Origin of the sequence: Thiorhodovibrio frisius, from assembly GCF_033954835.1 — a bacterium.
Taxonomy (GTDB): domain Bacteria; phylum Pseudomonadota; class Gammaproteobacteria; order Chromatiales; family Chromatiaceae; genus Thiorhodovibrio; species Thiorhodovibrio frisius.
Genome location: NZ_CP121471.1, coordinates 827,901 through 850,950 on the forward strand (window position 1 = coordinate 827,901; position 23,050 = coordinate 850,950).

Here is a 23,050-nt window from a genome sequence, read left to right on the forward strand (position 1 = left end):
GGAGGCAGCAGGTCATGGTGTCTCCCCAGCAGAGGAAATTACGATGGCCTTGCTAAATTTTGAGAAAAAATACCGCGTACGCGGTGGGACGTTGGTCGGGGGAGACCTGTTTGACTTTTGGGTGGGGCCGTTTTATGTCGGCTTCTTCGGAGTCTCGGCGGTCTTCTTCGCGACCCTCGGTACCATGCTGATCTTATTTGGAGCGGCAATTGGGCCGACATTAAACATCTGGCAAATCAGTATTGCCCCGCCTGATCTAAGCGTTGGTCTTGGATTTGCGCCGATCAGGGAAGGCGGTTTGTGGCAGGTAATCACCATTTGTGCAGTTGGGGCCTTTGTGTCCTGGGCGCTGCGGCAAGTTGAGATTGCCCGCAAGTTGGGCATGGGGCTGCATGTACCCTTTGCCTTCTCGTTCGCGATTTTGGCGTACCTCACCCTGGTGTTCTTCCGCCCGGTGTTACTGGGTGCGTGGGGACATGCTTTCCCATACGGATTGTTCAGTCACCTTGACTGGGTTTCCAATGTCGGCTACCAGACCCTACACTTCCACTACAACCCAGCGCACATGCTGGCGATCAGTTTCTTCTTCATTAACACGCTGGCGCTGGCAATGCACGGTTCTCTGATCCTGTCGGTGGTGAATCCGCAGAAAGGTGAGGAAGTGAAGACCGCTGAGCACGAGAACACGGTTTTCCGTGACATCGTGGGTTACTCCATTGGAGCCTTGGCTATCCATCGCCTGGGTCTGTTTCTGGCGATCAACGCGGCTTTCTGGAGTGCGGTCTGCATGATTCTGACCGGTCCCTTCTGGACGCGCGGTTGGCCAGAATGGTGGATGTGGTGGCCCAACCTTCCAATCTGGTAACCTGAGGACACCAAAATGCCTGAATATCAAAATATCTTTAACAAGGTACAGGTTCGCGAACCTGCTTACCCTGGTGTCGAACTCCCGAAAGGCAGTCTGCCACGCGTCGGCAAGCCGATTTTCAGTTACTGGCTTGGAAAGATTGGCGATGCGCAGATTGGACCGTTGTACCTTGGGGGTTGGGGCATCGCCTCACTGATCTCCGGCTTTATCGCTCTTGAGGTTATCGGTCTGAACATGCTGGCATCGGTCGGCTGGGACCCGCGGCTTTTCCTCAAGGAATTCTTCTGGTTGGGTCTGGAGCCGCCGCCGCCTGCATACGGCCTGAGCATCCCGCCCCTGGCAGAAGGTGGCTGGTGGTTAATCGCTGGTTTATTTCTGACCATGTCCCTCCTGCTGTGGTGGGTGCGAGTCTACAAGCGGGCGAAAGATCTTGGCATGGGTACCCACCTGTCCTGGGCCTTTGCTGTCGCGATCCTGTTTTTCCTGACACTCGGCTTTATCCGCCCGGTGCTCATGGGAAGCTGGGGAGAGGCACCACCGTTTGGCATCTTCCCGCATCTTGACTGGACAGCGGCGATTTCGATTCGCTACGGGAACTTCTACTACAATCCCTTCCACGGGTTGTCGATCGCCTTTATGTACGGTTCAGCCGTTCTGTTCGCGATGCACGGTGGCACCATTTTGGCCGTCTCTCGTTACGGTGGTGATCGCGAGATCGATCAGATCACGGATCGCGGTACTGCAGCTGAGCGCGCCATGTTGTTCTGGCGCTGGTGCATGGGCTTCAATGCCAGCATGGAATCCATCCATCGCTGGGCCTGGTGGTTCGCAGTCTTCTGCATCATTAACTCCATACTGGGTATTATCTTGACCGGCACCGTCGTAGACAACTGGTACCTTTGGGCAGTGAAGCACGGCGTAGCACCCAGCTACCCATCTGAGCTGACCATCGATAATCCCTACCTGACGCAGGGGGTGGCGCAATGAAACAGCGAAATCATCACGCGCTGGCACTTCTGAGTCTCGGAGTAGCCGCGTTCATCACAGGTTGCGATTTTCCGCCGCAAGACGTGGTACAGACCGGCTACCGTGGTTTGGGCATGCAGCAAAACTACAACCCGAAACTGTTGCAGAAAGTCATCGACGCCACTCAGGTGCCGGATGCGATTCCTGCGGCGACCCCGGGTGGAGCATTGGCCAAGGACGTCTACAAAAACGTCCAGGTTCTCGGCGACCTGTCGGTCAACGAGTTCAACCGCACCATGGTGGCACTGACCACCTGGGTTGCTCCGAACGAAGGCTGCACCTACTGCCACGAGGGCACGAACTGGGAGTCTGATGGCGTCTACACCAAGATCGCCTCGCGGCGCATGTTGGAAATGACCCGTGACACCAACAGCAACTGGAAAGGGCACGTGGCAGATACCGGTGTGACCTGCTACACCTGCCATCGTGGCAAACCCGTACCGGAGCATGTCTGGACGACCGATCCTGGTCCGGATATTCCGTCTGTTTTCCCGTCAAATGGGCAAAATACGATCGGCTACAACGTGGCTTATACCGCGCTGCCGTTTGATCCATTCACGCCCTTCCTGTTGGGAGAAAATGAAATCCGAGTCTCGGGCAACACCGACCTGCGCAATACCAACCGCAAGTCGATCAAGCAGGCGGAGTGGACCTTTGCACTGATGACCCACTTCTCCGAGGCGCTTGGCGTGAACTGCACCTATTGCCATAACAGCCGGGCCTTCATGGACTGGAATCAGAGCACACCCAAGCGTGTGCCGGCGTGGCATGCGATTCGCAATGTGCGAGACATCAACATCCAGTATGTCGAGCCATTGGGCGAGGTGTTGCCTGCGTCGCGCAAAGGACCGCTTGGCGATCCGTTCAAGGTGAACTGCTTAACCTGTCACCAAGGCGCCTACAAGCCATTGTTCGGCGTACCCATGGCGAAGGACTATCCGGCGCTTTATGAAACGGCGGCTGTAGAGGAAGAGGCTCCTGCTGCGGAAGCTGAGGCAGCTCCTGCTGAAGCAGCACCGGTCGCGGAAGCTCCGGCTGAAGCGGCACCGGCTGAAGCTGAAGCAGCTCCGGCGGCGGAAGCTGAAGCGGCTCCTGCTGAAGTTGCACCGGTTGCGGAAGCTCCGGCTGAAGCAGCTCCTGCTTCCGAAGCAGCTGAGGCTCCGGCTCCGATGGCCGATGCGGGTGACGTTGTCGCTCCAGAGGCGACTCCGACAGAACCTACAGCACCTCCGATGCAGTACGTCCCTGCGCCGATAGGCTACCAACCGGCACCTGCGCAACGCTAGGGGACGGGTTTATCCAGGCGAAAACCGCCGAAACTTATCGACATATGACAAGGCCCTCGGGCCTATCGTGAAACAAAGAGGAAATTATCATGGCTGAAAAACCAAGTACTGGCCTTACAGAAAGCGAAGCCAAAGAATTCCACGGACTTTTCATGGCTAGCATGACCCTTTGGTTTGGTTTGGTTGTTCTTGCTCACATTTTGTCCTGGATGTACCGCCCCTGGCTGTAATGTCCCGGATGATCTGAAGCAAACGCAAACGTGTAATCTAGCGGTTCGATAGACGCTTTAAACCGCGTCTATCACCGCTAATATGGGGGCAATATAATGAATAGTGACAAATTCGCCGGAATGTACAAACTGTGGACTTTCATCGATCCGCGTAGGACGTTGATTTTCATCGTGGCATTCCAGATTATGCTGGGTATTCTGATCCACATGATTGTGCTCGGGTCTGATTTGAACTGGCACAATGACGGGATTCCCAGGTTTTACAGCCCGCGCCCTGTTGATGTTGCCGTAGGTCCCGCAGGAATCCCCTTGGAAATTCCTGGGTCGCCGATGCCTCAGGCTCGCAACTACAACTGATTGCCCTTTGGTGGGCACGGTCGGGCCGCGACAGTGAGTCAATTGGACTCGCTGTCGCGGCTTTTTTCGTTGTAGGCGGTCAACACTTGCTGCCACTGCAGCTAGAGTGCGGCTAAAGCGGTTTACAAGCTTTAGCCGGAGAGAGAGCTTTTCCGAAATCCTCTAGGAAAGTGCTGCAGAGATTTTGCGGGGGGGGCTCAAGCGGCAGGTCGGCGATGGGTGCGTCGGATCTTGGCCTGTGCCGTGGCCCGCGCGGCTGCACTGGCCACGGCCGCCTTGCCGCCGCGTGTTGTCTGGTAGAGACCGAGATCCTCGTAGTCGTTCTCGGTCGCCGGTGTGATGGCTGGGTCGCGGTACTCGAGCCGATCGGGATCGGCAGCGATGGCCGCATCAATGGCGCGTAAGCGGCGCACGACGCGCCAGAAAGTGAAGATGTCACGAATCTCGCGGTAAAGGTAGCGCGGGTAGAAGATTAGCGGATTTTCGCGCGGGAGCCCTGGTCGGCGTTGGGTGCGCGCTGGTAGCCGCAGCAAGCCTCCCTCGACGGGGTGGATGCCGAGGTTGACCGGAAAGTGGTGGTACCAGCCAACGTAGGTGCGTGTCATTTCGATATCGCCGCCGAGTGCGTGAACGCGCTTGAGGATAGTGGTCATGTGATCCCAGGAGTAATAGCTGTGCCACATGTGCAGATATCCCTCGTCCCAGTCTTCGTCCGACATCACCGGGTGATGGGTGACGCGGTAGTTGGTGTTGTAGCGGTTGAAGTCCGGGTCCAGCCAGGCACCTGAGGTGTAGAGACGGGCGTGATCGGCCGAGCCAGGTAGCGGGGTCAGCTGGGTGAAATAGATGTGATCGACCGGCAGCTCGCGCTTGATGATCTCCACATCGTGCTTTAGTGACTCCTTGGTGTCGAACGGGAAGCCGACGATGTAGCCAGCCGAGATGGCTACCGGATACTTCTTCCACTCCAGCAGCATCTCGCGGTAGTCGGTGATGCGGTTTTGTGGCTTGCCGGCGGCAGCGAGGTTGTCCGGGTTGACGTTCTCCAGGCCGACGAAGACGATCTTGGTGCCGGCCTCGACCGCCTTGGGGATGAAGTTCGGCACCTGGTGGCAGCGGGTATCGACCTGGATCGAGAGTTCGAGCTGGATGCCCATTTCACGCTGCACCCGGATCAGGTGATCAAGGAGTTCAGGCCAATTCTTGTTGCGCGCCAGGTTGTCGTCGGTGACGAAGAACTGACGAATGCCCTGGTCATTGTTCTCGACAATGATCTTTTCCAGGTCTTCCTTGGTGCGAAAACGACTCTTGCGGCCGTGGACGTTGATGATGGTGCAGAAGGTGCACTGATACGGGCAGCCGCGGCCGACATCAAAGCTCGAGATCCAGCCGATGGTGCGGCTGATGTCTCCCTCGGACAGGATCGGGATTGGAGCCCCGGCGATTTCCGGCAGCTTCTCCAGATAGTTGTAGGTCGGCTGCAGGCGCCCGGCGTAGGCATCCAGGAGAACCTGGTCAAGGCGCCCCTCCTCGGCCTCGCCGAGAAAAAAGCCGATACCCTGGTCCATGGCTGCCTGCATGTCAGGCGTCGGCTCCTTGAGCGTGGCCATGATCCCTGAAACATGGAAACCGCCGATGCAGACCGGCACACCAGCGGCGACGAACGGCTGAGCCAGGTCGAGCGAGCGGGGGAACTGGTTGGACTGCACGCCGACCATCGCGATCAGCGCCTTGCCGCCGTCGCGCCGGATCATGCGGATCAGTTTGGGCGCCTGGATGATGTAGTTGGTCTCGTCGATCGCGGTGAGGCGGATGTCGACGTTTGGCCCCAGCACCTGGCGCTCCCGGCAGTCGCGGCCTAGCCCGTTCAAGGTAGCCAGCGAGTTGGCCGGCATGCACGAGCGCCACCACTGGAGGGGATAGCCTTCCTCGTCGTAACGCGCCGGCACGATCATGATGAGATGGAAGATCTCGCGGTCTGAATCGCTGGTCGTCGGTTTGCGCATCATGGTTGCTGGGGGAGTCATCTGGTTGCTGAAGAGTTAGGGATTGAATAATGGGCCTGCGGGGCCGCCTCGTTTCAGGCGACGCGTCGACGCTGCGCGGCCTTGCGTTCGGCGGCTTTGGCGACGGCTTCGCGGCCGCCACGGGTGTCCTTATAGAGCGCCAGATCGTCGAAGTCCTGCGCGCTCGGCGGTGTAATTGCCTCGTCGCGGTAAGCGAGGCGCCCGGTGTCGGCGGCGATGCGTGCGTTGATCTTGCGCATGCGCTGCACGATCCGCCAGAAAGTCAGCATGTCGCGAAGCTCGCGGAAAACGTACTTCGGATAGAAGATGAGCGGGTGCTCGCGTGGCAGGCTTGGGCGGCGGTCGAGGCGCGAGCGCAACTGGACTAGCCCGCCCTCAAGCGGGTGGAGCCCCAGATTGATCGGGAAGTGGTGGTACCAGCCGAGGTATTCGAGGGTCTTGCGGATGTCCCCGCGCAGGGCATGGGTGCGCCTGAGCATCCGCTCCATGTGATCCCAAGAATAGTAACGGCGCCACATCTCGCGATAGGCGTCGTCCCACTCCTGGTCGGTCATCTGCGGATGGTGGATGACCCTGAAGTTGGTGTTGTAACGTGTGAGGTCGGGGTCCATCCATTCGCCGGACTGATAAATGCGCGCGTGATCGGCGGAGCCTGGCAGCGGCGTGAGCATGGTGAAGAAGATGTGATCGATCGCCAGTTCGCGCTTGATGATTTCGACATCGCGCATCAGCGATTCCACGGTGTCGAAGGGCAAGCCAACGATGTAGCCGGCGCAGATAGTGACCGGATATTTTTTCCAGGCGAGCAGCATCTCGCGGTAATCGGTGATGCGGTTCTGCGCCTTACCGGTCGTCGCCAGGTTGTCCGAATTGATGTTCTCCAGGCCAATGAAGACGGTGTTGACGCCGGCAGCCGCCGCCTTATCGATAAAGCCAGGGATCTGATGACAGCGGGTGTCGACCTGAACCGAGAGTTCCAGAACGATGCCGCGCTCCTCTCGCAGCCGGATCAGGGTATCGAACAGGGCCGCCCAATTCTTGTTGCGAGCCAGGTTGTCGTCGGTGACAAAGAACTGGCGAATCCCCTGAACGTCGTTTTCGATGACGATCTTCTCCAGGTCCTCGGCGGTGCGGAAGCGACTCTTGCGCCCATGCACATTGATGATGGTGCAAAACGAACAGGTGTAGGGGCAGCCGCGGCCGACGTCGAAGCTGGAGATCCAGCCCATGGTGCGCTTGATATCTTCCTCGTCGAGGATAGGGATCGGCGCCCCGGCGATTGACGGCAGTTTGCCAAGGTAATCGTAAACTGGCTTCAGCTGGTTCGCGTAGGCATCGCGCAGGATCTCGTCAAGCCGGCCCTCCTCGGCCTCGCCGAGGAATAGAGCGATGCCCTGATCCATCGCTGCCTGAATTTCCGGGGTGGTCTCTGGAAGCATCGCGAAACAGCCGGAGACGTGGAAGCCGCCGAGGCAGACCGGCAGGCCCGCCGAGAGGAAGGGCTGAGCGAGGTCAATGGCGCGCGGGAACTGATTGGACTGCACGCCAACCAGCGCGATCAGGCACTTGCCGCCGTCGCGCTGGACCATCTTGATGATCTTCCGGGGCTGGACGATGCGGTTCGCTTCGTCGATCGCGGTCAGCTGAATTTTAACATCGGCTCCGAGGACATGGCGGTCGCGGCAGTCGCGGCCGAGGCCGTTCAGTGTGGCCAGCGAGTTAGATGGCAGTACCGAACGCCACCACACCAGCGGGTAGCCGTCCTCGTCGTACTTGGTAGGTGTGATCAGGATCAGGTGGAATATATTGCCATCTGAGTGGGCTGCTTGCGGGGGGGCGTGCATGTTTCGTCGCAATCACTGAGCACGGAAGTCGAGCGGCAGATGGCCGCGTTTGCGAGGGTTAAACCCGTGATTCGGCGTACCGCAAGGCGAGTCAGCCGACACAGGTTTCGCGATGTCTCGGCTGGATCCTTCGTGGAATCCTGCCATCACAGACAAGATAGTCTAGCCATCAAAGACCCGATAGTCTAACACCGATCTTCGGGGCTCGGGCGACCCCCTAGCAGCGTCACGATCGGGATGGCGTGCGTGGTGTGCGGATGCCGCCCAAAAGGGGCGAGTTGACAGGTCGATCCGTCCGCGCGTAACTAGTGCCCTCTCGTGCCGCGAGCCTTGTGAAGTTTGGTTGCCGACAGCATCAGTCGGTGGTGGACATTTAGGCGGGTGGCCGTCGCGGCCAGTGCCAACCGGGGCTGCCTTTGCCCCTTCCTACCGGAGCGTCGGGTATGTTTTGGATTCGAACGATGAAGTCAGCGCGATGAGCCGAACTGTCGAGGCCACCTGTCCGCTTTGCGAGGCTTGCTGCGGACTGCTCTTTACGCTAGAGGGGGATCAGGTCACCCGGGTTCGGGGTGATCGCGACGATCCGCTCAGCTGCGGCTTTATGTGCACGAAGGGGGCGGCGCTGCCTGAACTTCACGCAGATCCGGACCGCCTGCGGCGGCCGTTGCGGCGCACAGCGACGGGCTGGGAGGAGCTCGATTGGCCCGCCGCGCTCGACTTCGCCGCTGCGGGTCTGCGTGCCGTCAAACAGGCTCATGGTCCCGATGCTGTTGCCGTCTACCGGGGCAACCCGAACGCCCACAGCCTCGGCCTGCTCCTCTTCGGCCACGGGGTGATCCGTGCGCTCGGCACGCACAATCTCTATTCCGCGACCTCGATGGATCAGCTGCCACACATGCTGGTGGCTCTGCGGATGTACGGCCACCAACTCCTGATGCCGGTGCCGGATCTTGATCGCACAGGTTTTCTGCTGATCCTCGGCGCTAACCCGCTGGCCTCGAACGGCTCGACGATGACCTCGCCGGCGGTCGGGCAGCGCCTGCGGGCGATCCAGCAGCGTGGTGGGCGGGTCGTCGTCGTCGATCCGCGCCGCACGCGCACGGCTGAGCTGGCCGATCAGCACCTGTTTATCCGCCCCAGCCGTGATGCGCTGCTGCTGGCCGCGCTGCTCCAGGTGATCTTTGCCGAGCGGCTTGAGCGCCTTGGGCGGCTCGGTGCCTTCGTCAATGGGCTCGATGCCGTGCGCGCCGCCGTCGCGCCCTTCACGCCGGCGCGCGTCGCCGAGCGCATCGGTATTGCCGCCGAGGTGATCACGGCGCTGGCGCGCGAATTTGCAGCGGCCCAGACCGCTGTGGTCTACGGACGCATCGGCACCTCGGTGCAGGCGCATGGCGTTCTTTGTCAGTGGCTCATCCAGCTGCTCAACCTGGTGACGGGGAACCTCGATCACCCCGGTGGCAACCTGTTCAGCTCGCCTGCGGTCGACCCGATCGGCATTTTGCGGCTGTCCAAGCAGGGCACTGTGGGGCGCTGGCACAGCCGCGTGCGGGGCTTGCCTGAAATCTGCGGCGAACTGCCGGTGGCGGTGCTGGCCGAGGAGATGCAGACCCCTGGCGCGGGCCAGGTGCGTGCGCTGCTGACGGTTGCTGGCAATCCCGCCCTGTCGATGCCGGGCGGAGCAGCCCTCGACCGGGCGCTCGCTGGTCTTGATTTTATGGTCAGCGTCGACTTCTATCGGAATGAGACGAGCCGCCATGCCGACATCATCCTGCCGCCCGTCTCGCCACTGGAGCGCGAGCACTATGATCTTGTCTTCAACTTCCTCGCGATCCGCAATGTGGCCAAGTGGTCGACCCCGGTGCTCGCGCCGCCGGCTGGCGCGCTGGGCGATTGGGAGATCCTGAGTGGGCTGCATCGGCGGCTCGCTGAGAACTGGCGACAGCGGGCGATGGCAGCGTTTCTCGGGCGCCTCGGGCCGCGTCGCCTGCTGGCCCTGGCGCTGCACGTCGAGGCGCGTGGGGCGGGGCTTTTGCCGTTCTCGAAGCGCCTGACGTTGCGCCGCCTCGAGGCGGCAGTGCACGGCGTCGACCTGGGGCCGCTCGTGCCGCGGCTGCCGGATCGGTTATGCACCAAGGACCAACGGATTGATGCCGCTCCAGCCGACTTCATTAAGGAGCTTGCGCGCCTCGATGCCAGCGGCGAGACGCCTGCCGCCGCTGGGCTGGATTTGCAGCTCATTGGCCGGCGCAGCCTGCGTAGTAACAACTCCTGGATGCACAACTTGCCGCGTCTGATGGCCGGGGCGGATCGCTGCACTCTGCTGATGCATCCCGCCGATGCCGCAGCGCGCGGGCTGAGCCAGGGTGCTCTGGTGCGGGTGCGCTCTGCTTACGGGGTTGTCGAGGTGACGCTCGATATCACTGAGACCATGATGCCCGGGGTCGTGAGTCTGCCGCACGGCTATGGCCATGATCGCGAGGGCGCCGAGCTTTCGGTTGCCGCTGCCCGACCCGGGGTGAATGTCAATCGCCTGATTGACCCGAGGGCGATCGATCCACTCGGCACGACCTCCGTGCTCACTGGCACGGCTGTGGCCGTCTCGGCGAATCTGTCAACCGCGCTTTACGTAAATGATGCTTGACAACTAAGCGGGTCAAGTCATTAAACTTGGGGATACCTTCACAGTGCCGCCTGACTCGATCAGGCCGCCTGAGGACGGGATTTTCCGGTGTGGGCTCCAGTCTCCTCTGGTCTTGCAACGGCGAGCGCCGGGGATTGGAGCTGCGATCTTCAAACGAGGAATCGCTGCTATTTAAGGATATGCCGAGGGATCAGGTCAAGAGAGGGCAGGTGCGGGAGGGGCACTCCGCGCTGCGTCGACGTTCGTTGTCTCTTGGGTACATCTCCCGACAAGTCGAGTTTCATATCCGTTCAAATCGGAGTCTTGGAGATGGACAAGCGCGTTGTTAAAGCCAACTTTCGAACCGTCGATTTTGATAATCACAAGAAGCTGAATTCCGTGGTGGTCTACGGGGCAGTGCGCAACCATCTCAGGACGCACACCTATTTCATTTTCGATTTATGGCATTCCAAGTGTCATATTGTCGATCTGAGCAATCTCTATACATTGCAGAATTTTTACCGATGCCTGAAGACAGTCGAGAGGAATAATTATAAGGATTACAAGTCCTTTCCCCTGCTGCGGACGCTCTTTCAGGACGGGACCTATACCCTCAAGCAGTTTGGCGTGCTCGTTGGGGCTAATATTCCGCACCACATCAGATACATTGGTGACAAGCGGTTCTGGATCGGCAACGTGGGAACACACAACGCCTTGATCTGCGATCTGGAAAAACAGCAGGTCACGTCGATTATTCCGGACACCGAAGACGTGCTCCTGGGACCTCAGATTTCCTATGACGAGAAGACCGGCGAGGTCTTCTTCCTCACCTACGGCATCAACGGCCACTTGCAACTGACTCTGGTTGATCCGCAATTCAAGAATCGCTTTTCCATCCGCAAATGGAATCCAAAGACCGATGAAATCACGACGGTCTGGAGCGACGACATTAATTGCATGCTGGTTGACGGTTTTCGGGTGACGGCCGATCAGTCCTATGCCATTTTCAGCGACCTGCGCTTCGCCCTCGACAAAGATTGCCAGTTCGATCTGAACGCGGTCTACGTGGTTGATCTGAAGACGCAGAAGACATGGGAAATCCCGGGTCTCAAGGGCTCTGCCCATGTTGAACCAGATCCTGACGACCCCAGCGTTTTCTACATCTCGGAGCACCAGATCGGTATCATTGTTCGCGATCATGTCACCGAGGAGGAGGCCACTAAGAACGAGGACTTGACCTTGATCGCCCGGGTCAAGTTTGTTACCAAGGAGGTTGGTGGGTTCGTCGGCGCAGCCGCGCTTCACAAGTATCGGATGACACCCGAAGGACCGGTACTGCTCGGCACATACGCCGCTGGCAAAGACTTTCTCCGCGCCACTTGGCATTTCGCATTTAAGAATAGGGGGCGGAAATACATCGCATCGATCTCGTCTCCTTACATCGTCATTATCGATGCGGAGACGATGACGCTGCACAAGAAGATCGACACTGGGCTGAAGCCACTCTATGGCCTACAGGTGTCGGAAGACGGTGAGCAGTTCTACTGCAACTGCTTCTTCGATTTCCTTATCGTCGATTTCGAGACCGGTAAGGTGCAGGCTACCTTCAGTTTCGGGAAAGAACGAGATGGCCATGTTTTCCACATTTCGGCTCATACGCTCAAGGTGGATCATTTCTTCTAGTCGAAAATCTGCCTGTCAGTCAATCGTTCTTGTCACGATTGACTTGGCGGGGAAATTCGTCGCCATGCCAGACAGGCACAGAAAAACCGGTTTTGCTGCGCGTGTGGACGTTGCTCTCGCGTTTGTGCAGGGCGGTTGTCTGCGTCGATGGCCGGTCTGTCGTGCTCGGCTTCGCGGGGCGAGACTGTCGGGCATCTGCGGCCTTCTTGCGCCGCCGATCCGAACCCGAAATCTCTTCAGGTCCGTCGCTTCTCGCCTGGGCCCCGAGCCCTTCTTGCTTTTATCGCCGCATCGCGGCAGCCGACGGCGATGCCGGGGATGTCATCGAGCGCGCGTCGAGGCCGATTTGTCACCCAGGTTTGTTCGCTGCGGGTGACTGACCAACAACTTCTTGAGGTACTCAGCGGTATGGAATGTCTTGTCGGCAATCACCTGGTATTGGAATACATCGTCGATACCGATGCCCTCGGCGGCAATCTGGTCAACCATTTATGCGACAACGATCTGCTCGTGTTGCAGGAGAGGATCGTTTCTCCGCCCGAGAAGCTGAGTTTGGTTAAGCCTGTCAGTGATAATCCGCTGGTCATCCTCAACGACAGCAGCCTGCCGGTGCAGCGCTCTGTGGTGGCTGTGCAGAAGGCTGGTATCGATTCATTCGAGCGGCTGGATTCCGGTGTCCTACTCGCGTCGGATGATATCCGGTTGCTGTTCAGCTATCCATTTCTGACCGGGAAGGATATCTCGTTCGACTCATTCAATGAGGCCTATCGTGGGCTGGAGGCTCTGCTTTTGCAGACCGGCTTCACGGAGACGAACATTGCTCGCACCTGGTTCCTCGTCAAGGATATCTTGCGCGACTATGACCTGCTAAATCAGGTGCGCGACCAGTGGTTCGCGAAGTGGTTCAAAAAGGGCGACTTCATTCCCGCCAGCACTGGCATCCAGAGCCGAATCAACCAAGAAGGCTATTTTTCGCTGGAGTGTCTGGCGGTCGATGGCGCGGGCATCGCCGTCGAGCAAATGCACTGTTCCTTGCAGAATGAGCCGATCGAGTATGGCAAGATGTTCAGTCGGGGCATCCTGCTGTCGATGGCGCAGAGTCGGATCGCCCTGATCAGCGGCACCGCCTCGACCGACAAGTTCGGCGAGGTCAAGTATTTCGGCGACATCGCCCGACAATGCCAGCATATGCTCGATTCGGTGAGCGATCTGCTGAATGGCGTGGGTATGGACTTCGAGAATGTGGCCCAGGCCATGCTGTGGCTCAAACATGGCGAGGACAGGGAGCTGTGTCTCGATATTCTCAGTCGGAACGGTTTCCCGCTTGAGCGGTGCGTGTTGCAGCTCGACTGCGACGTCTGTCGGGACGAGTGGCTTTGCGAGATGGAGATTACAGCGGTCAAGAATGCCAGCTGAGTGGACTCTTGCCGGCGCCATTCGGGACCGACTAGCCCGAAAAATTTGGCCACGCCGGACGCGAAAGGATAGGCAATCGGCGACTTGCACTCCTGGGGGGTCTGTAACTAGATCGCGTCCTGCGAGCAGAAAAAGTCGCCGGGCAATTTCGGGCGGCGGGCGCATCCCTGCGCCAGCGGTGCGTCTTGGAGTCAGACGTTTACTTGCTTTCGGTCTTGCCGTCACCCTTTTTCATGGTGTTGATATTGAGCGGCACATAGGCAAGGCAAGTGCGCATGTACCCAGTGCCGACGACGATAAAGCCTAGCACGGTCACAATAGCGTTGACAGTAAAGAGACCTGCCAGCACGAGCAGGCCGCCAACGGCGAAGCGAATGTTACGGTCTTGATCGCCAACGTTTTTTGGAAGATCCATAGGTCTCTCCTAAGATTCAGTCGTGTAAGGATTGCCTGGGGGAGCGATCAGGGTGATAGAGCCGCCGAGTACAGGGCCGGTCGCACAGATTTGAGCAGCAAAATTAAAATCGCGCACGATATTCGCTGTGCCGGCGTGCCCGTAGCGACTGTTTTTCCACTGTGGTTCAGGCCGACCGGGAAATATCAAGGTATCGCGCCCGGCAGCATATTAGGTCGAAACCGACCAGCACCGCAACATTATCCCGTATCACAGTCAGGGCAAATCTGTTCTGAGCAGACAGCGCGAGAGCCGGCCTGGCGCGGCGCTGGCGTCAGTTGTCAGTGAGACGGAGCTAGTCAAAGACCAGACGCGGCAAGCGAGCCAGACGTTGAATGGCCGCGGCCAGGGTGCCATCCGAGATGAGCTTAATCACGCCGATGGCGAAGCATTGCAAGGCATTCATGCTCTCCGGTCTGCGCTCCGTGCGGATGGTTGAGCGATCCTCATCCCAGCTTCGAGCCCACCTTGGATCCATGCGCCAGTGACAGCGATTCCCGATCACCTAGTGTCGCAATAAAGGCTAGCAGGCGCTCGGGGTCAGGCTTCCCGGAGGATGGCTTGTGCCCCAATGGATTCAGGAATTGCTGGGTCGTTAAGGGTTCATCCTGGTAGAGGTGTAAATCGGACTTGACATGTTCATCAGTCAGGCTAGACTTACACCTAGTTTCCCGAGCCGGCCCCCGAGGCGGGCTCTGTCATCCTGGTTCTTCGCGACTAGACCCATTGCACAAATGCCCACTGACAGCCTGACTAATAACATAAGCACATCCCCGGTGGCTGCTCTTGTGCAACGTTCGCCCAGGCAACCCTCTCTCAGCGGGTTGGATCTGACCCCGTTGGGGGAGGCTGACAGTGTGGTGGATATTCGCAATAGCATTCAATCAGGAGGCTGTGGATTGGCCAGGTGCCACAACGGGGAAACAGTTTCGTGGTTGGTTGCCGGAGCAAGAGTTGCTGCGGGAACCGACTCGTTTAGAGCTTCAGTGGTGCCTGTCGATTTGTCATGCACCCAAGAAGCGCATGGCCGCCCGGGTCGTACGGGCACTTGGTCCGTTGGGGCAGTTTTGTCCCAACAAACAAGATGGTGCGTTGCAAGCGCGCCGAAAACCTAAGCCGCAAGGCTCAACTCACTCTCTAGAGAGGATTTCATCATGGCTGAAAAATCAACCACCGGTCTGACTGAAGCAGAATCAAAAGAATTTCACGAGCTTTTCATGGCCAGCATGACCCTTTGGTTTGGTTTGGTTGTTCTTGCTCACGTTCTGTCTTGGATGTACCGCCCCTGGCTGTAAGCCCTTCGAGCTAGTCCGACCGACCTTTCTTTTTAGCAGATGCCGATGTTCGGCACTGTGACACGCACTTGGAGATGACACAATGAACGCAAAAAGCTTCGACGGTATGCACAAACTGTGGATGATCATGAACCCGGTTTCCACGCTTTGGGCCATCTTTATTTTCCAGATCTTCCTGGGTCTGCTGATCCACATGGTTGTGCTGAGCTCTGACCTGAACTGGCATGATGATCAGATTCCTGTCGGTTATCAGCTGCAGGGCGAGACGTTGCCTGTCAACCTCGAAATGAAAGCAGCACTGAAAGACGCCCAATAAACGGTCTTTATCGGATGGTGCTGACCGGGGCGTACTCGCCCCCCGGGTTTGCGCGTCGGTCAGCATCCGAATTGCTATGTGGAGGCAGCAGGTCATGGTGTCTCCCCAGCAGAGGAAATTACGATGGCCTTGCTAAATTTTGAGAAAAAATACCGCGTACGCGGTGGGACGTTGGTCGGGGGAGACCTGTTTGACTTTTGGGTGGGGCCGTTTTATGTCGGCTTCTTCGGAGTCTCGGCGGTCTTCTTCGCGACCCTCGGTACCATGCTGATCTTATTTGGAGCGGCAATTGGGCCGACATTAAACATCTGGCAAATCAGTATTGCCCCGCCTGATCTAAGCGTTGGTCTTGGATTTGCGCCGATCAGGGAAGGCGGTTTGTGGCAGGTAATCACCATTTGTGCAGTTGGGGCCTTTGTGTCCTGGGCGCTGCGGCAAGTTGAGATTGCCCGCAAGTTGGGCATGGGGCTGCATGTACCCTTTGCCTTCTCGTTCGCGATTTTGGCGTACCTCACCCTGGTGTTCTTCCGCCCGGTGTTACTGGGTGCGTGGGGACATGCTTTCCCATACGGATTGTTCAGTCACCTTGACTGGGTTTCCAATGTCGGCTACCAGACCCTACACTTCCACTACAACCCAGCGCACATGCTGGCGATCAGTTTCTTCTTCATTAACACGCTGGCGCTGGCAATGCACGGTTCTCTGATCCTGTCCGTGGTGAATCCGCAGAAAGGTGAGGAAGTGAAGACCGCTGAGCACGAGAACACGGTTTTCCGTGACATCGTGGGTTACTCCATTGGAGCCTTGGCTATCCATCGCCTGGGTCTGTTTCTGGCGATCAACGCGGCTTTCTGGAGTGCGGTCTGCATGATTCTGACCGGTCCCTTCTGGACGCGCGGTTGGCCAGAATGGTGGATGTGGTGGCCCAACCTTCCAATCTGGTAACCTGAGGACACCAAAATGCCTGAATATCAAAATATCTTTAACAAGGTACAGGTTCGCGAACCTGCTTACCCTGGTGTCGAACTCCCGAAAGGCAGTCTGCCACGCGTCGGCAAGCCGATTTTCAGTTACTGGCTTGGAAAGATTGGCGATGCGCAGATTGGACCGTTGTACCTTGGGGGTTGGGGCATCGCCTCACTGATCTCCGGCTTTATCGCTCTTGAGGTTATCGGTCTGAACATGCTGGCATCGGTCGGCTGGGACCCGCGGCTTTTCCTCAAGGAATTCTTCTGGTTGGGTCTGGAGCCGCCGCCGCCTGCATACGGCCTGAGCATCCCGCCCCTGGCAGAAGGTGGCTGGTGGTTAATCGCTGGTTTATTTCTGACCATGTCCCTCCTGCTGTGGTGGGTGCGAGTCTACAAGCGGGCGAAAGATCTTGGCATGGGTACCCACCTGTCCTGGGCCTTTGCTGTCGCGATCCTGTTTTTCCTGACACTCGGCTTTATCCGCCCGGTGCTCATGGGAAGCTGGGGAGAGGCACCACCGTTTGGCATCTTCCCGCATCTTGACTGGACAGCGGCGATTTCGATTCGCTACGGGAACTTCTACTACAATCCCTTCCACGGGTTGTCGATCGCCTTTATGTACGGTTCAGCCGTTCTGTTCGCGATGCACGGTGGCACCATTTTGGCCGTCTCTCGTTACGGTGGTGATCGCGAGATCGATCAGATCACGGATCGCGGTACTGCAGCTGAGCGCGCCATGTTGTTCTGGCGCTGGTGCATGGGCTTCAATGCCAGCATGGAATCCATCCATCGCTGGGCCTGGTGGTTCGCAGTCTTCTGCATCATTAACTCCATACTGGGTATTATCTTGACCGGCACCGTCGTAGACAACTGGTACCTTTGGGCAGTGAAACACGGCGTAGCACCCAGCTACCCATCTGAGCTGACCATCGATAATCCCTACCTGACGCAGGGGGTGGCGCAATGAAACAGCGAAATCATCACGCGCTGGCACTTCTGAGTCTCGGAGTAGCCGCGTTCATCACAGGTTGCGATTTTCCGCCGCAAGACGTGGTACAGACCGGCTACCGTGGTTTGGGCATGCAGCAAAACTACAACCCGAAACTGTTGCAGAAAGTCATCGACGCCACTCAGGTGCCGGATGCGATTCCTGCGGCGACCCCGGGTGGAGCATTGGCCAAGGACGTCTACAAAAACGTCCAGGTTCTCGGCGACCTGTCGGTCAACGAGTTCAACCGCACCATGGTGGCACTGACCACCTGGGTTGCTCCGAACGAAGGCTGCACCTACTGCCACGAGGGCACGAACTGGGAGTCTGATGGCGTCTACACCAAGATCGCCTCGCGGCGCATGTTGGAAATGACCCGTGACACAAACAGCAACTGGACGGGTCACGTGGCAGATACCGGTGTGACCTGCTACACCTGCCATCGTGGCAAACCCGTACCGGAGCATGTCTGGACGACCGATCCTGGTCCGGATATTCCGTCTGTTTTCCCGTCAAATGGGCAAAATACGATCGGCTACAACGTGGCTTATACCGCGCTGCCGTTCGATCCATTCACGCCCTTCCTGTTGGGAGAAAATGAAATCCGAGTCTCGGGCAACACCGACCTGCGCAATACCAACCGCAAGTCGATCAAGCAGGCGGAGTGGACCTTTGCACTGATGACCCACTTCTCCGAGGCGCTTGGCGTGAACTGCACCTATTGCCATAACAGCCGGGCCTTCATGGACTGGAATCAGAGCACACCCAAGCGTGTGCCGGCGTGGCATGCGATTCGCAATGTGCGAGACATCAACATCCAGTATGTCGAGCCATTGGGCGAGGTGTTGCCTGCGTCGCGCAAAGGACCGCTTGGCGATCCGTTCAAGGTGAACTGCTTAACCTGTCACCAAGGCGCCTACAAGCCATTGTTCGGCGTGCCCATGGCGAAGGACTATCCGGCGCTTTATGAAACGGCGGCTGTAGAGGAAGAGGCACCGGCTGAAGCGGCTCCTGCTGCGGAAGCTGAGGCAGCTCCTGCTGAAGCAGTACCGGTCGCGGAAGCTCCGGCTGAAGCAGCTCCAGTTGAAGCAGCTCCCGCTGCGGAAGCTGAGGCGGCTCCTGCTGAAGCAGCACCGGCAGCACCCCCGGTGCCCGCAGACCGGTAGGGTCAGGTTCATCTCGGTTGAACCCGCTGAAACCAATTGACATTTGACAAGGCCCTCGGGCCTATCCAAAAACAAAGAGGAAATTACCGTGGCTGAAAAGACTGCTACAGGATTGACAGAAAGCGAGGCCAAAGAATTCCACGGACTTTTTATGGCCAGCATGACGCTTTGGTTTGGTTTGGTTGTTCTTGCTCACATCTTGTCCTGGTTGTACCGCCCTTGGCTGTAATGCCGCGGACGATTTGAGACGCATCATGAACGTGTAATCTAGCGGGTCGATAGATGCTTTAAACAGCGTCTATCACCGCTAACATGGGGAAAATAAAGTGAGTAACGACAACTTCACCGGAACGTACAAGATGTGGATGTTTATCGATCCTCGGAGGGCGCTGCTTTTTATTGCATCCTTCCAGATATTGCTCGGTATCCTGATCCACATGATCGTGCTCGGGTCTGACCTGAACTGGCACAGTGACGGCATTCCCAAGTTTTACTTCCCAAACGCTGCTGAGGCTTCGGCACCAATTGATATGTCGCCCATTCCTTCAGCAAGAAACTTCAAGTTCGACTGATTACCCCTTGTTGGGTTTCGGATGGGCCGCTGCAGTGAGCCGGTTCGGCTTGTTGCAGCGGCTTGTTGCATTCATTTTTGGTCGTCGCGCATCTGGATGCCTAATTGTACCGTCCTGTACTGTAATCGAAGGTAGTGAACATCATGTGCTTTTCACAGGATGGCTCAACCCCTTTTAATTAGGGTTGAACATGCATAAAGTCTGGAAAATGATTGACCCGGGTCGAGTGGTCCTCACCATTTTTGGTTTCCAGGCTATGCTCGGGCTGCTGGTTCATTCCATTGTGCTCGGAGCTGACCCTAACTGGCCGGATGATGGTAGCGCGCCCATAAGCAGCCCGTCTGAAATGCTCTCTGAGCTCGATCCCAAAAATCAATCCGAGCGCTTGGCTCGTTAGGTCTTGGTCCGCAAAGATAGGCCAGGCTCGCAGCAAAATTAGAAGCTGCTCTTTGGCCGCCCTGGGTTATGAAGGCAGCGTTTTGCGCTGTTTTTTTTTGCCTAAAAAATACGGTCGATTCGTGCCAGGATGGTGGTTTGGCATCACGGTGTGCCCATCAGCAGATACGGAAGGAGAAAACCTAATGGATGCCCGGCGTTTTCTTGCCGATCTTGGTCACTGAAATTACCTGGGCAGGCTGGTCCTGATCTGGGTAGTAAGGTCGCTCACCACCGCGACCGTCAAGATCGGCCAGTTCTTTTTCCCGCGCCGAAATGAGTCCGAAACACTGACGCACGTCCTCGATTGTCGCTTCCGAGAGGGGGTGCTTCATGCCCGGTGGCGGGGTTACGTCCTTAACGATGGCAGCCAGTGTCTTGCGCATGGCGATTAATATCTGCTGTTCTTTGCTGAGGTCGTGCATCCGGGAGTCTCCTTTTGGGATTGCTTGGATCTGGTGGCTCACAGTTGGGGTGCTAACCTTGTCGATCTGGTCAGCCAGAATTGGGGCTGGTTGGCGTTTGCGAAAGAGGAGCGGAGAGGTTGGGTGCTTAAGGATTCAGAGCCCGCCTAGCGAGGCTAGCTATTCGGACCAGGGTCGGCAAGCAGCAACCGCAGTTGGGTTTCGTCGAGAATGGGGATGCCGAGTTGGGCGGCCTTGGTCGCCTTGCTACCGGGGTTCTCGCCGGCGACCACATAGTCGGTGTTGGATGAGACAGAGCTTGTTACTTTGGCGCCCCTGGCGATCAGCTCTGCTTTGATGTAGTCTCTCGGGCGCGTGAGGGTGCCGGTCAGGACAAAGGTTCTGCCAGTCAGGGGCTGCTCCTGGTTGTCGTGGGGACGCGGTGGGTCGGGCCAGTGCAGCCGGGCCCCACTGGGGTCGATGAGTTGCGCGATTACCTCGCGATTGTGGTCTTGGGCAAAGAAGCTGCGAATGTGCTGGGCGACCGTCTGGCCCACGCCATCAATGGCGACCAGGGCCTCTTCATCGGCCTGCATCAGCGACTCCAGGGTGCCAAAGTGCGAGGCCAGCACACTGGCCATGGTTTCGCCTACTTCGCGAATGCCAAGCGCGTGGATGAATCGGGCCAGGGTTGTCTCGCGGCTTTGGTCCAGGGCGGTGAGCAGATTGGTTGCGGATTTCTCGCCCATACGTGGCAGATTGGCGAGTTGCTCTGTGTTAAGCGCAAACAGATCAGCCGGGGTTTTGACCAAGTCCTGTTCAATGAGTTGTTCAATGAGTTTGTCGCCGAGGCCGTCGATGTCGAGCGCGCGGCGCGAGGCAAAATGCTTGAGCGCCTCTTTGCGTTGAGCGGCGCAGATGAGGCCGCCACTGCAACGCGCGACTGCTTCGCCCTCGGCGCGGATCACATCTGAGCCGCACACTGGACAGTGCGCGGGCAGGGCGACCGGCTCGGTGTCTGGAGGTCGCAGAGAGGCGACCACGCCGACGACCTCGGGGATGACGTCGCCAGCGCGGCGCACGATGACGGTATCGCCAACGCGCACATCCTTGCGGTGGACTTCATCGATGTTGTGCAAGGTGGCGTTGGAGACGGTGACCCCGGCAACATCGACCGGCTCCAGCCGGGCTACCGGTGTGACAGCGCCTGTGCGTCCGACCTGGAATTCCACCGCTCGCACCCGGGTTTGCTCTTCGCGCGCAGGGTACTTGAAGGCAATGGCCCAGATGGGATCGCGTGCGCGAAAACCGAGCCGTCGCTGGGCGGTCAGGTCATCAACCTTAAACACCACACCATCGATTTCGTAATCGAGCCCGTCGCGCCGCGCGGCCATGGCCTCCTGGTATTGGATGCAGCCCTCGGCTCCGGTCACGCAGGTCGACTCAGGCGAAATACGCAGCCCGAAGGCGCGCAGATGCGCGAGTGCGTCGCTCTGCGTCGAGCCAAGATTGCCACCTTCGACGGCGCCGAAGCCGTAACAGAATATGGCCAGCGGTCGGCTGGCGGTGATGGTCGGGTCGAGCTGGCGCAGGCTGCCGGCGGCGGCATTGCGGGGGTTCTTAACGGGTGTCTGACCGTTATCGAGCATGCGCTGCTTGAGCGCTTCGAAGCCGGCAAGCGGCAGATATACCTCACCGCGTACCTCAAGCAGCCGCGGCCAACCCGTGCCGCGCAGTCGTAGCGGCACGGCACCAATGGTGCGCACCTGGGCCGTGACATCCTCGCCAGTGCGCCCATCGCCGCGGGTGGCAGCTCGCGTCAGCAGGCCGTCTTCATAAACCAGACTGATGGCGAGGCCATCAAGCTTTGGCTCGGCGACATAGTGCACTTGCTCGATGCCGAGTTCACGACGGATGCGCTGATCGAAGTCGCGCAGGTCATCGGCAGTCCGGGCGTTGCCGAGCGAGAGCATGGGCGCGAGATGCTCCGCTGGCGCGAAACGCTCGGCCGGCGATGCACCAACCCGCTGAGTGGGCGAGTCTGGCGTGCGCAAGTCGGGGTGCTGTTCTTCGATTTGCTGGAGCTCGCGCAGCAGGGCGTCGAATTCGGCGTCCGGGATTTCCGGGTCATCAAGAACGTAATAGCGATAATTGTGATGCTCGAGTAGGGTTCGCAGTTCGCTTGCGCGTGCTGCGCTCGAGCCCGCCGGGATTTTGTCTTTCATCGGTCAGTGCGGCCGCCCTGACCCCTGTCGCTATCAGGGTCGGCGTAATCAATAACAGCATTGCGCAGGCTCTCAATGCGCTTGACGCTGATTGGCCGATGCTGGGCGTCCTCAATCTCGGCAGTCAACTCGCGCGCCAGGGATTTGGCCGTCGTTAGCATGGCGTCAAGAGCCTCGATGTCTTGATACTCGCCGTGCATCTGGGTAAAGAGCGCTATGCCGCGCGTCTCAAAGTCAGCCATTGCCTCGTTTGGATCAGGATACAAGGGGAAATTGCCGGGCTGAACAAGATTGGCCATGCTAAACAGGGTGCATGGCTGGCTTGGGTCGCCATCAATCCGATGAAAGATGTCTTTGCTACCAATGACCAACAAATGCCGGCCGGCAGCGGCGAGAATGTCACGGCCCGACAGGTTGCCATCACGGGCCACCACAAAGACCTGGATGACGGGCCCTTTTTCAGTGTTGGTAACAATGCCGGCAATATCTGCCGGGTCCACCTCGCCGGTGGGGGTCTCTTGGTAGTGCTGATCGCTGGCATGGCGCGTGGCGGCAGCCGAAGAGTCATCCCCGGCCCGGGGGGCGTCAGGATAGTCCCAGTCGGAAGCATCTTGCCCAGGCTGCCAGTCGTCGCCGTCCCCCTCGCCTTCAATGCCAAGATTGGGCTCGCGTTTTTCCTTCTTGCGGGGCGATGCGCCATTCATGCGCGCAATGTCTGCGCGCATGGTCCGGTTGCGCTCCCAAAGAAAAAGCGCGACCAGAAAAGCAATGCCGACAATCAGCAGAATGATTCGCAGTGTGGTGGCGTCCATCGAAGCCTTGAATCCCGTGTTGTCCGGTTCTGATTCCTGAGTATACCAATCAAAAGGG

At 58.4% G+C, this 23,050-nt stretch carries 22 protein-coding genes; 16 read left to right on the top strand and 6 right to left on the bottom strand.

Annotation, left to right across the window (positions count from 1 at the left end; genetic code table 11):
- Nucleotides 1–43 precede the first annotated feature (43 nt).
- The 5 genes from pufL (Thiofri_RS04110) (at nt 44) to pufA (Thiofri_RS04130) (ending at nt 3,767) form a co-directional block, all read left to right on the top strand.
- Nucleotides 44–865, top strand: coding sequence for a photosynthetic reaction center subunit L (gene pufL / locus Thiofri_RS04110; protein ID WP_009150462.1), 822 nt, complete (start codon nt 44–46; stop codon nt 863–865).
- 15 nt (nt 866–880) lie between these two features.
- Nucleotides 881–1,855, top strand: coding sequence for a photosynthetic reaction center subunit M (pufM, locus tag Thiofri_RS04115; protein ID WP_009150463.1), 975 nt, complete (start codon nt 881–883; stop codon nt 1,853–1,855).
- Complete coding sequence (gene pufC / locus Thiofri_RS04120; RefSeq protein WP_009150451.1) at nt 1,852–3,180, top strand: photosynthetic reaction center cytochrome PufC; 1,329 nt, start codon at nt 1,852–1,854, stop codon at nt 3,178–3,180. The genes pufM (Thiofri_RS04115) and pufC (Thiofri_RS04120) overlap by 4 nt, the downstream gene beginning before the upstream one ends.
- An 89-nt stretch (nt 3,181–3,269) precedes the next feature.
- Entirely contained in the window at nt 3,270–3,410 is a 141-nt protein-coding gene (pufB, locus tag Thiofri_RS04125; protein WP_009150452.1) for a light-harvesting antenna LH1, beta subunit, read from the top strand.
- A gap of 96 nt (nt 3,411–3,506) precedes the next feature.
- On the top strand, nt 3,507–3,767 hold the full coding sequence (gene pufA, locus Thiofri_RS04130) for a light-harvesting antenna LH1, alpha subunit (protein WP_009150453.1): 261 nt from the start codon (nt 3,507–3,509) through the stop codon (nt 3,765–3,767).
- A 197-nt stretch (nt 3,768–3,964) separates the two neighbouring features.
- Here the strand turns inward: pufA (Thiofri_RS04130) and Thiofri_RS04135 are convergent, their stop codons facing one another.
- Entirely contained in the window at nt 3,965–5,776 is a 1,812-nt protein-coding gene (locus Thiofri_RS04135; protein WP_009150454.1) for a B12-binding domain-containing radical SAM protein, read from the bottom strand.
- A gap of 71 nt (nt 5,777–5,847) precedes the next feature.
- Nucleotides 5,848–7,638, bottom strand: coding sequence for a B12-binding domain-containing radical SAM protein (locus tag Thiofri_RS04140; protein ID WP_009150455.1), 1,791 nt, complete (start codon nt 7,636–7,638; stop codon nt 5,848–5,850).
- Nucleotides 7,639–8,113: 475 nt separating this feature from the next.
- Between Thiofri_RS04140 and Thiofri_RS04145 the strand changes: the two genes are divergently transcribed.
- The 3 genes from Thiofri_RS04145 (at nt 8,114) to Thiofri_RS04155 (ending at nt 13,357) form a co-directional block, all read left to right on the top strand.
- Entirely contained in the window at nt 8,114–10,279 is a 2,166-nt protein-coding gene (locus Thiofri_RS04145) for a molybdopterin dinucleotide binding domain-containing protein (protein WP_009150456.1), read from the top strand.
- 309 nt (nt 10,280–10,588) lie between these two features.
- Entirely contained in the window at nt 10,589–11,941 is a 1,353-nt protein-coding gene (locus Thiofri_RS04150; protein ID WP_009150457.1) for a YncE family protein, read from the top strand.
- 147 nt (nt 11,942–12,088) lie between these two features.
- Nucleotides 12,089–13,357, top strand: coding sequence for a RidA family protein (locus Thiofri_RS04155; protein WP_223296806.1), 1,269 nt, complete (start codon nt 12,089–12,091; stop codon nt 13,355–13,357).
- Nucleotides 13,358–13,556: 199 nt separating this feature from the next.
- On the opposite strand, the gene Thiofri_RS04160 is transcribed toward Thiofri_RS04155, so the two are convergent.
- On the bottom strand, nt 13,557–13,772 hold the full coding sequence (locus Thiofri_RS04160; RefSeq protein WP_009150459.1) for a YgaP family membrane protein: 216 nt from the start codon (nt 13,770–13,772) through the stop codon (nt 13,557–13,559).
- Nucleotides 13,773–14,965: 1,193 nt separating this feature from the next.
- Between Thiofri_RS04160 and pufB (Thiofri_RS04165) the strand changes: the two genes are divergently transcribed.
- From pufB (Thiofri_RS04165) to Thiofri_RS04200, 8 genes are all read left to right on the top strand, one after another.
- A complete protein-coding gene (pufB, locus tag Thiofri_RS04165; RefSeq protein WP_009150460.1) occupies nt 14,966–15,106 on the top strand; it encodes a light-harvesting antenna LH1, beta subunit in 141 nt (46 codons plus the stop codon).
- An 82-nt stretch (nt 15,107–15,188) separates the two neighbouring features.
- Nucleotides 15,189–15,422 carry a light-harvesting antenna LH1, alpha subunit gene (gene pufA / locus Thiofri_RS04170; protein ID WP_009150461.1) on the top strand — a complete coding sequence of 78 codons (234 nt, stop codon included), beginning with the start codon at nt 15,189–15,191 and terminating at the stop codon, nt 15,420–15,422.
- Nucleotides 15,423–15,545: 123 nt separating this feature from the next.
- Nucleotides 15,546–16,367, top strand: a complete 822-nt coding sequence (gene pufL, locus Thiofri_RS04175; RefSeq protein WP_009150462.1) for a photosynthetic reaction center subunit L — start codon at nt 15,546–15,548, stop codon at nt 16,365–16,367.
- 15 nt (nt 16,368–16,382) lie between these two features.
- A complete protein-coding gene (pufM, locus tag Thiofri_RS04180; RefSeq protein WP_009150463.1) occupies nt 16,383–17,357 on the top strand; it encodes a photosynthetic reaction center subunit M in 975 nt (324 codons plus the stop codon).
- Nucleotides 17,354–18,544 (top strand): photosynthetic reaction center cytochrome PufC, encoded by a 1,191-nt coding sequence (gene pufC, locus Thiofri_RS04185; RefSeq protein ID WP_009150464.1) that lies wholly within the window; start codon nt 17,354–17,356, stop codon nt 18,542–18,544. The genes pufM (Thiofri_RS04180) and pufC (Thiofri_RS04185) overlap by 4 nt, the downstream gene beginning before the upstream one ends.
- A gap of 88 nt (nt 18,545–18,632) precedes the next feature.
- Entirely contained in the window at nt 18,633–18,773 is a 141-nt protein-coding gene (gene pufB, locus Thiofri_RS04190; protein WP_009150465.1) for a light-harvesting antenna LH1, beta subunit, read from the top strand.
- Nucleotides 18,774–18,870: 97 nt separating this feature from the next.
- Complete coding sequence (pufA, locus tag Thiofri_RS04195) at nt 18,871–19,116, top strand: light-harvesting antenna LH1, alpha subunit (protein WP_009150466.1); 246 nt, start codon at nt 18,871–18,873, stop codon at nt 19,114–19,116.
- Between the two features lie 208 nt (nt 19,117–19,324).
- Nucleotides 19,325–19,513, top strand: a complete 189-nt coding sequence (locus Thiofri_RS04200; RefSeq protein WP_407702935.1) for a light-harvesting protein — start codon at nt 19,325–19,327, stop codon at nt 19,511–19,513.
- Nucleotides 19,514–19,694: 181 nt separating this feature from the next.
- Here the strand turns inward: Thiofri_RS04200 and Thiofri_RS04205 are convergent, their stop codons facing one another.
- The 3 genes from Thiofri_RS04205 to Thiofri_RS04215 form a co-directional block, all read right to left on the bottom strand.
- Nucleotides 19,695–19,976: a hypothetical protein gene (locus Thiofri_RS04205; RefSeq protein ID WP_009150468.1), complete on the bottom strand. Its 282-nt coding sequence runs from the start codon at nt 19,974–19,976 to the stop codon at nt 19,695–19,697.
- Nucleotides 19,977–20,131: 155 nt separating this feature from the next.
- Nucleotides 20,132–22,180: an NAD-dependent DNA ligase LigA gene (gene ligA, locus Thiofri_RS04210; protein WP_009150469.1), complete on the bottom strand. Its 2,049-nt coding sequence runs from the start codon at nt 22,178–22,180 to the stop codon at nt 20,132–20,134.
- Nucleotides 22,177–22,992, bottom strand: a complete 816-nt coding sequence (locus Thiofri_RS04215) for a cell division protein ZipA (protein WP_009150470.1) — start codon at nt 22,990–22,992, stop codon at nt 22,177–22,179. Before Thiofri_RS04215 ends, ligA begins: the two co-directional genes overlap by 4 nt.
- Nucleotides 22,993–23,050: the final 58 nt, after the last annotated feature.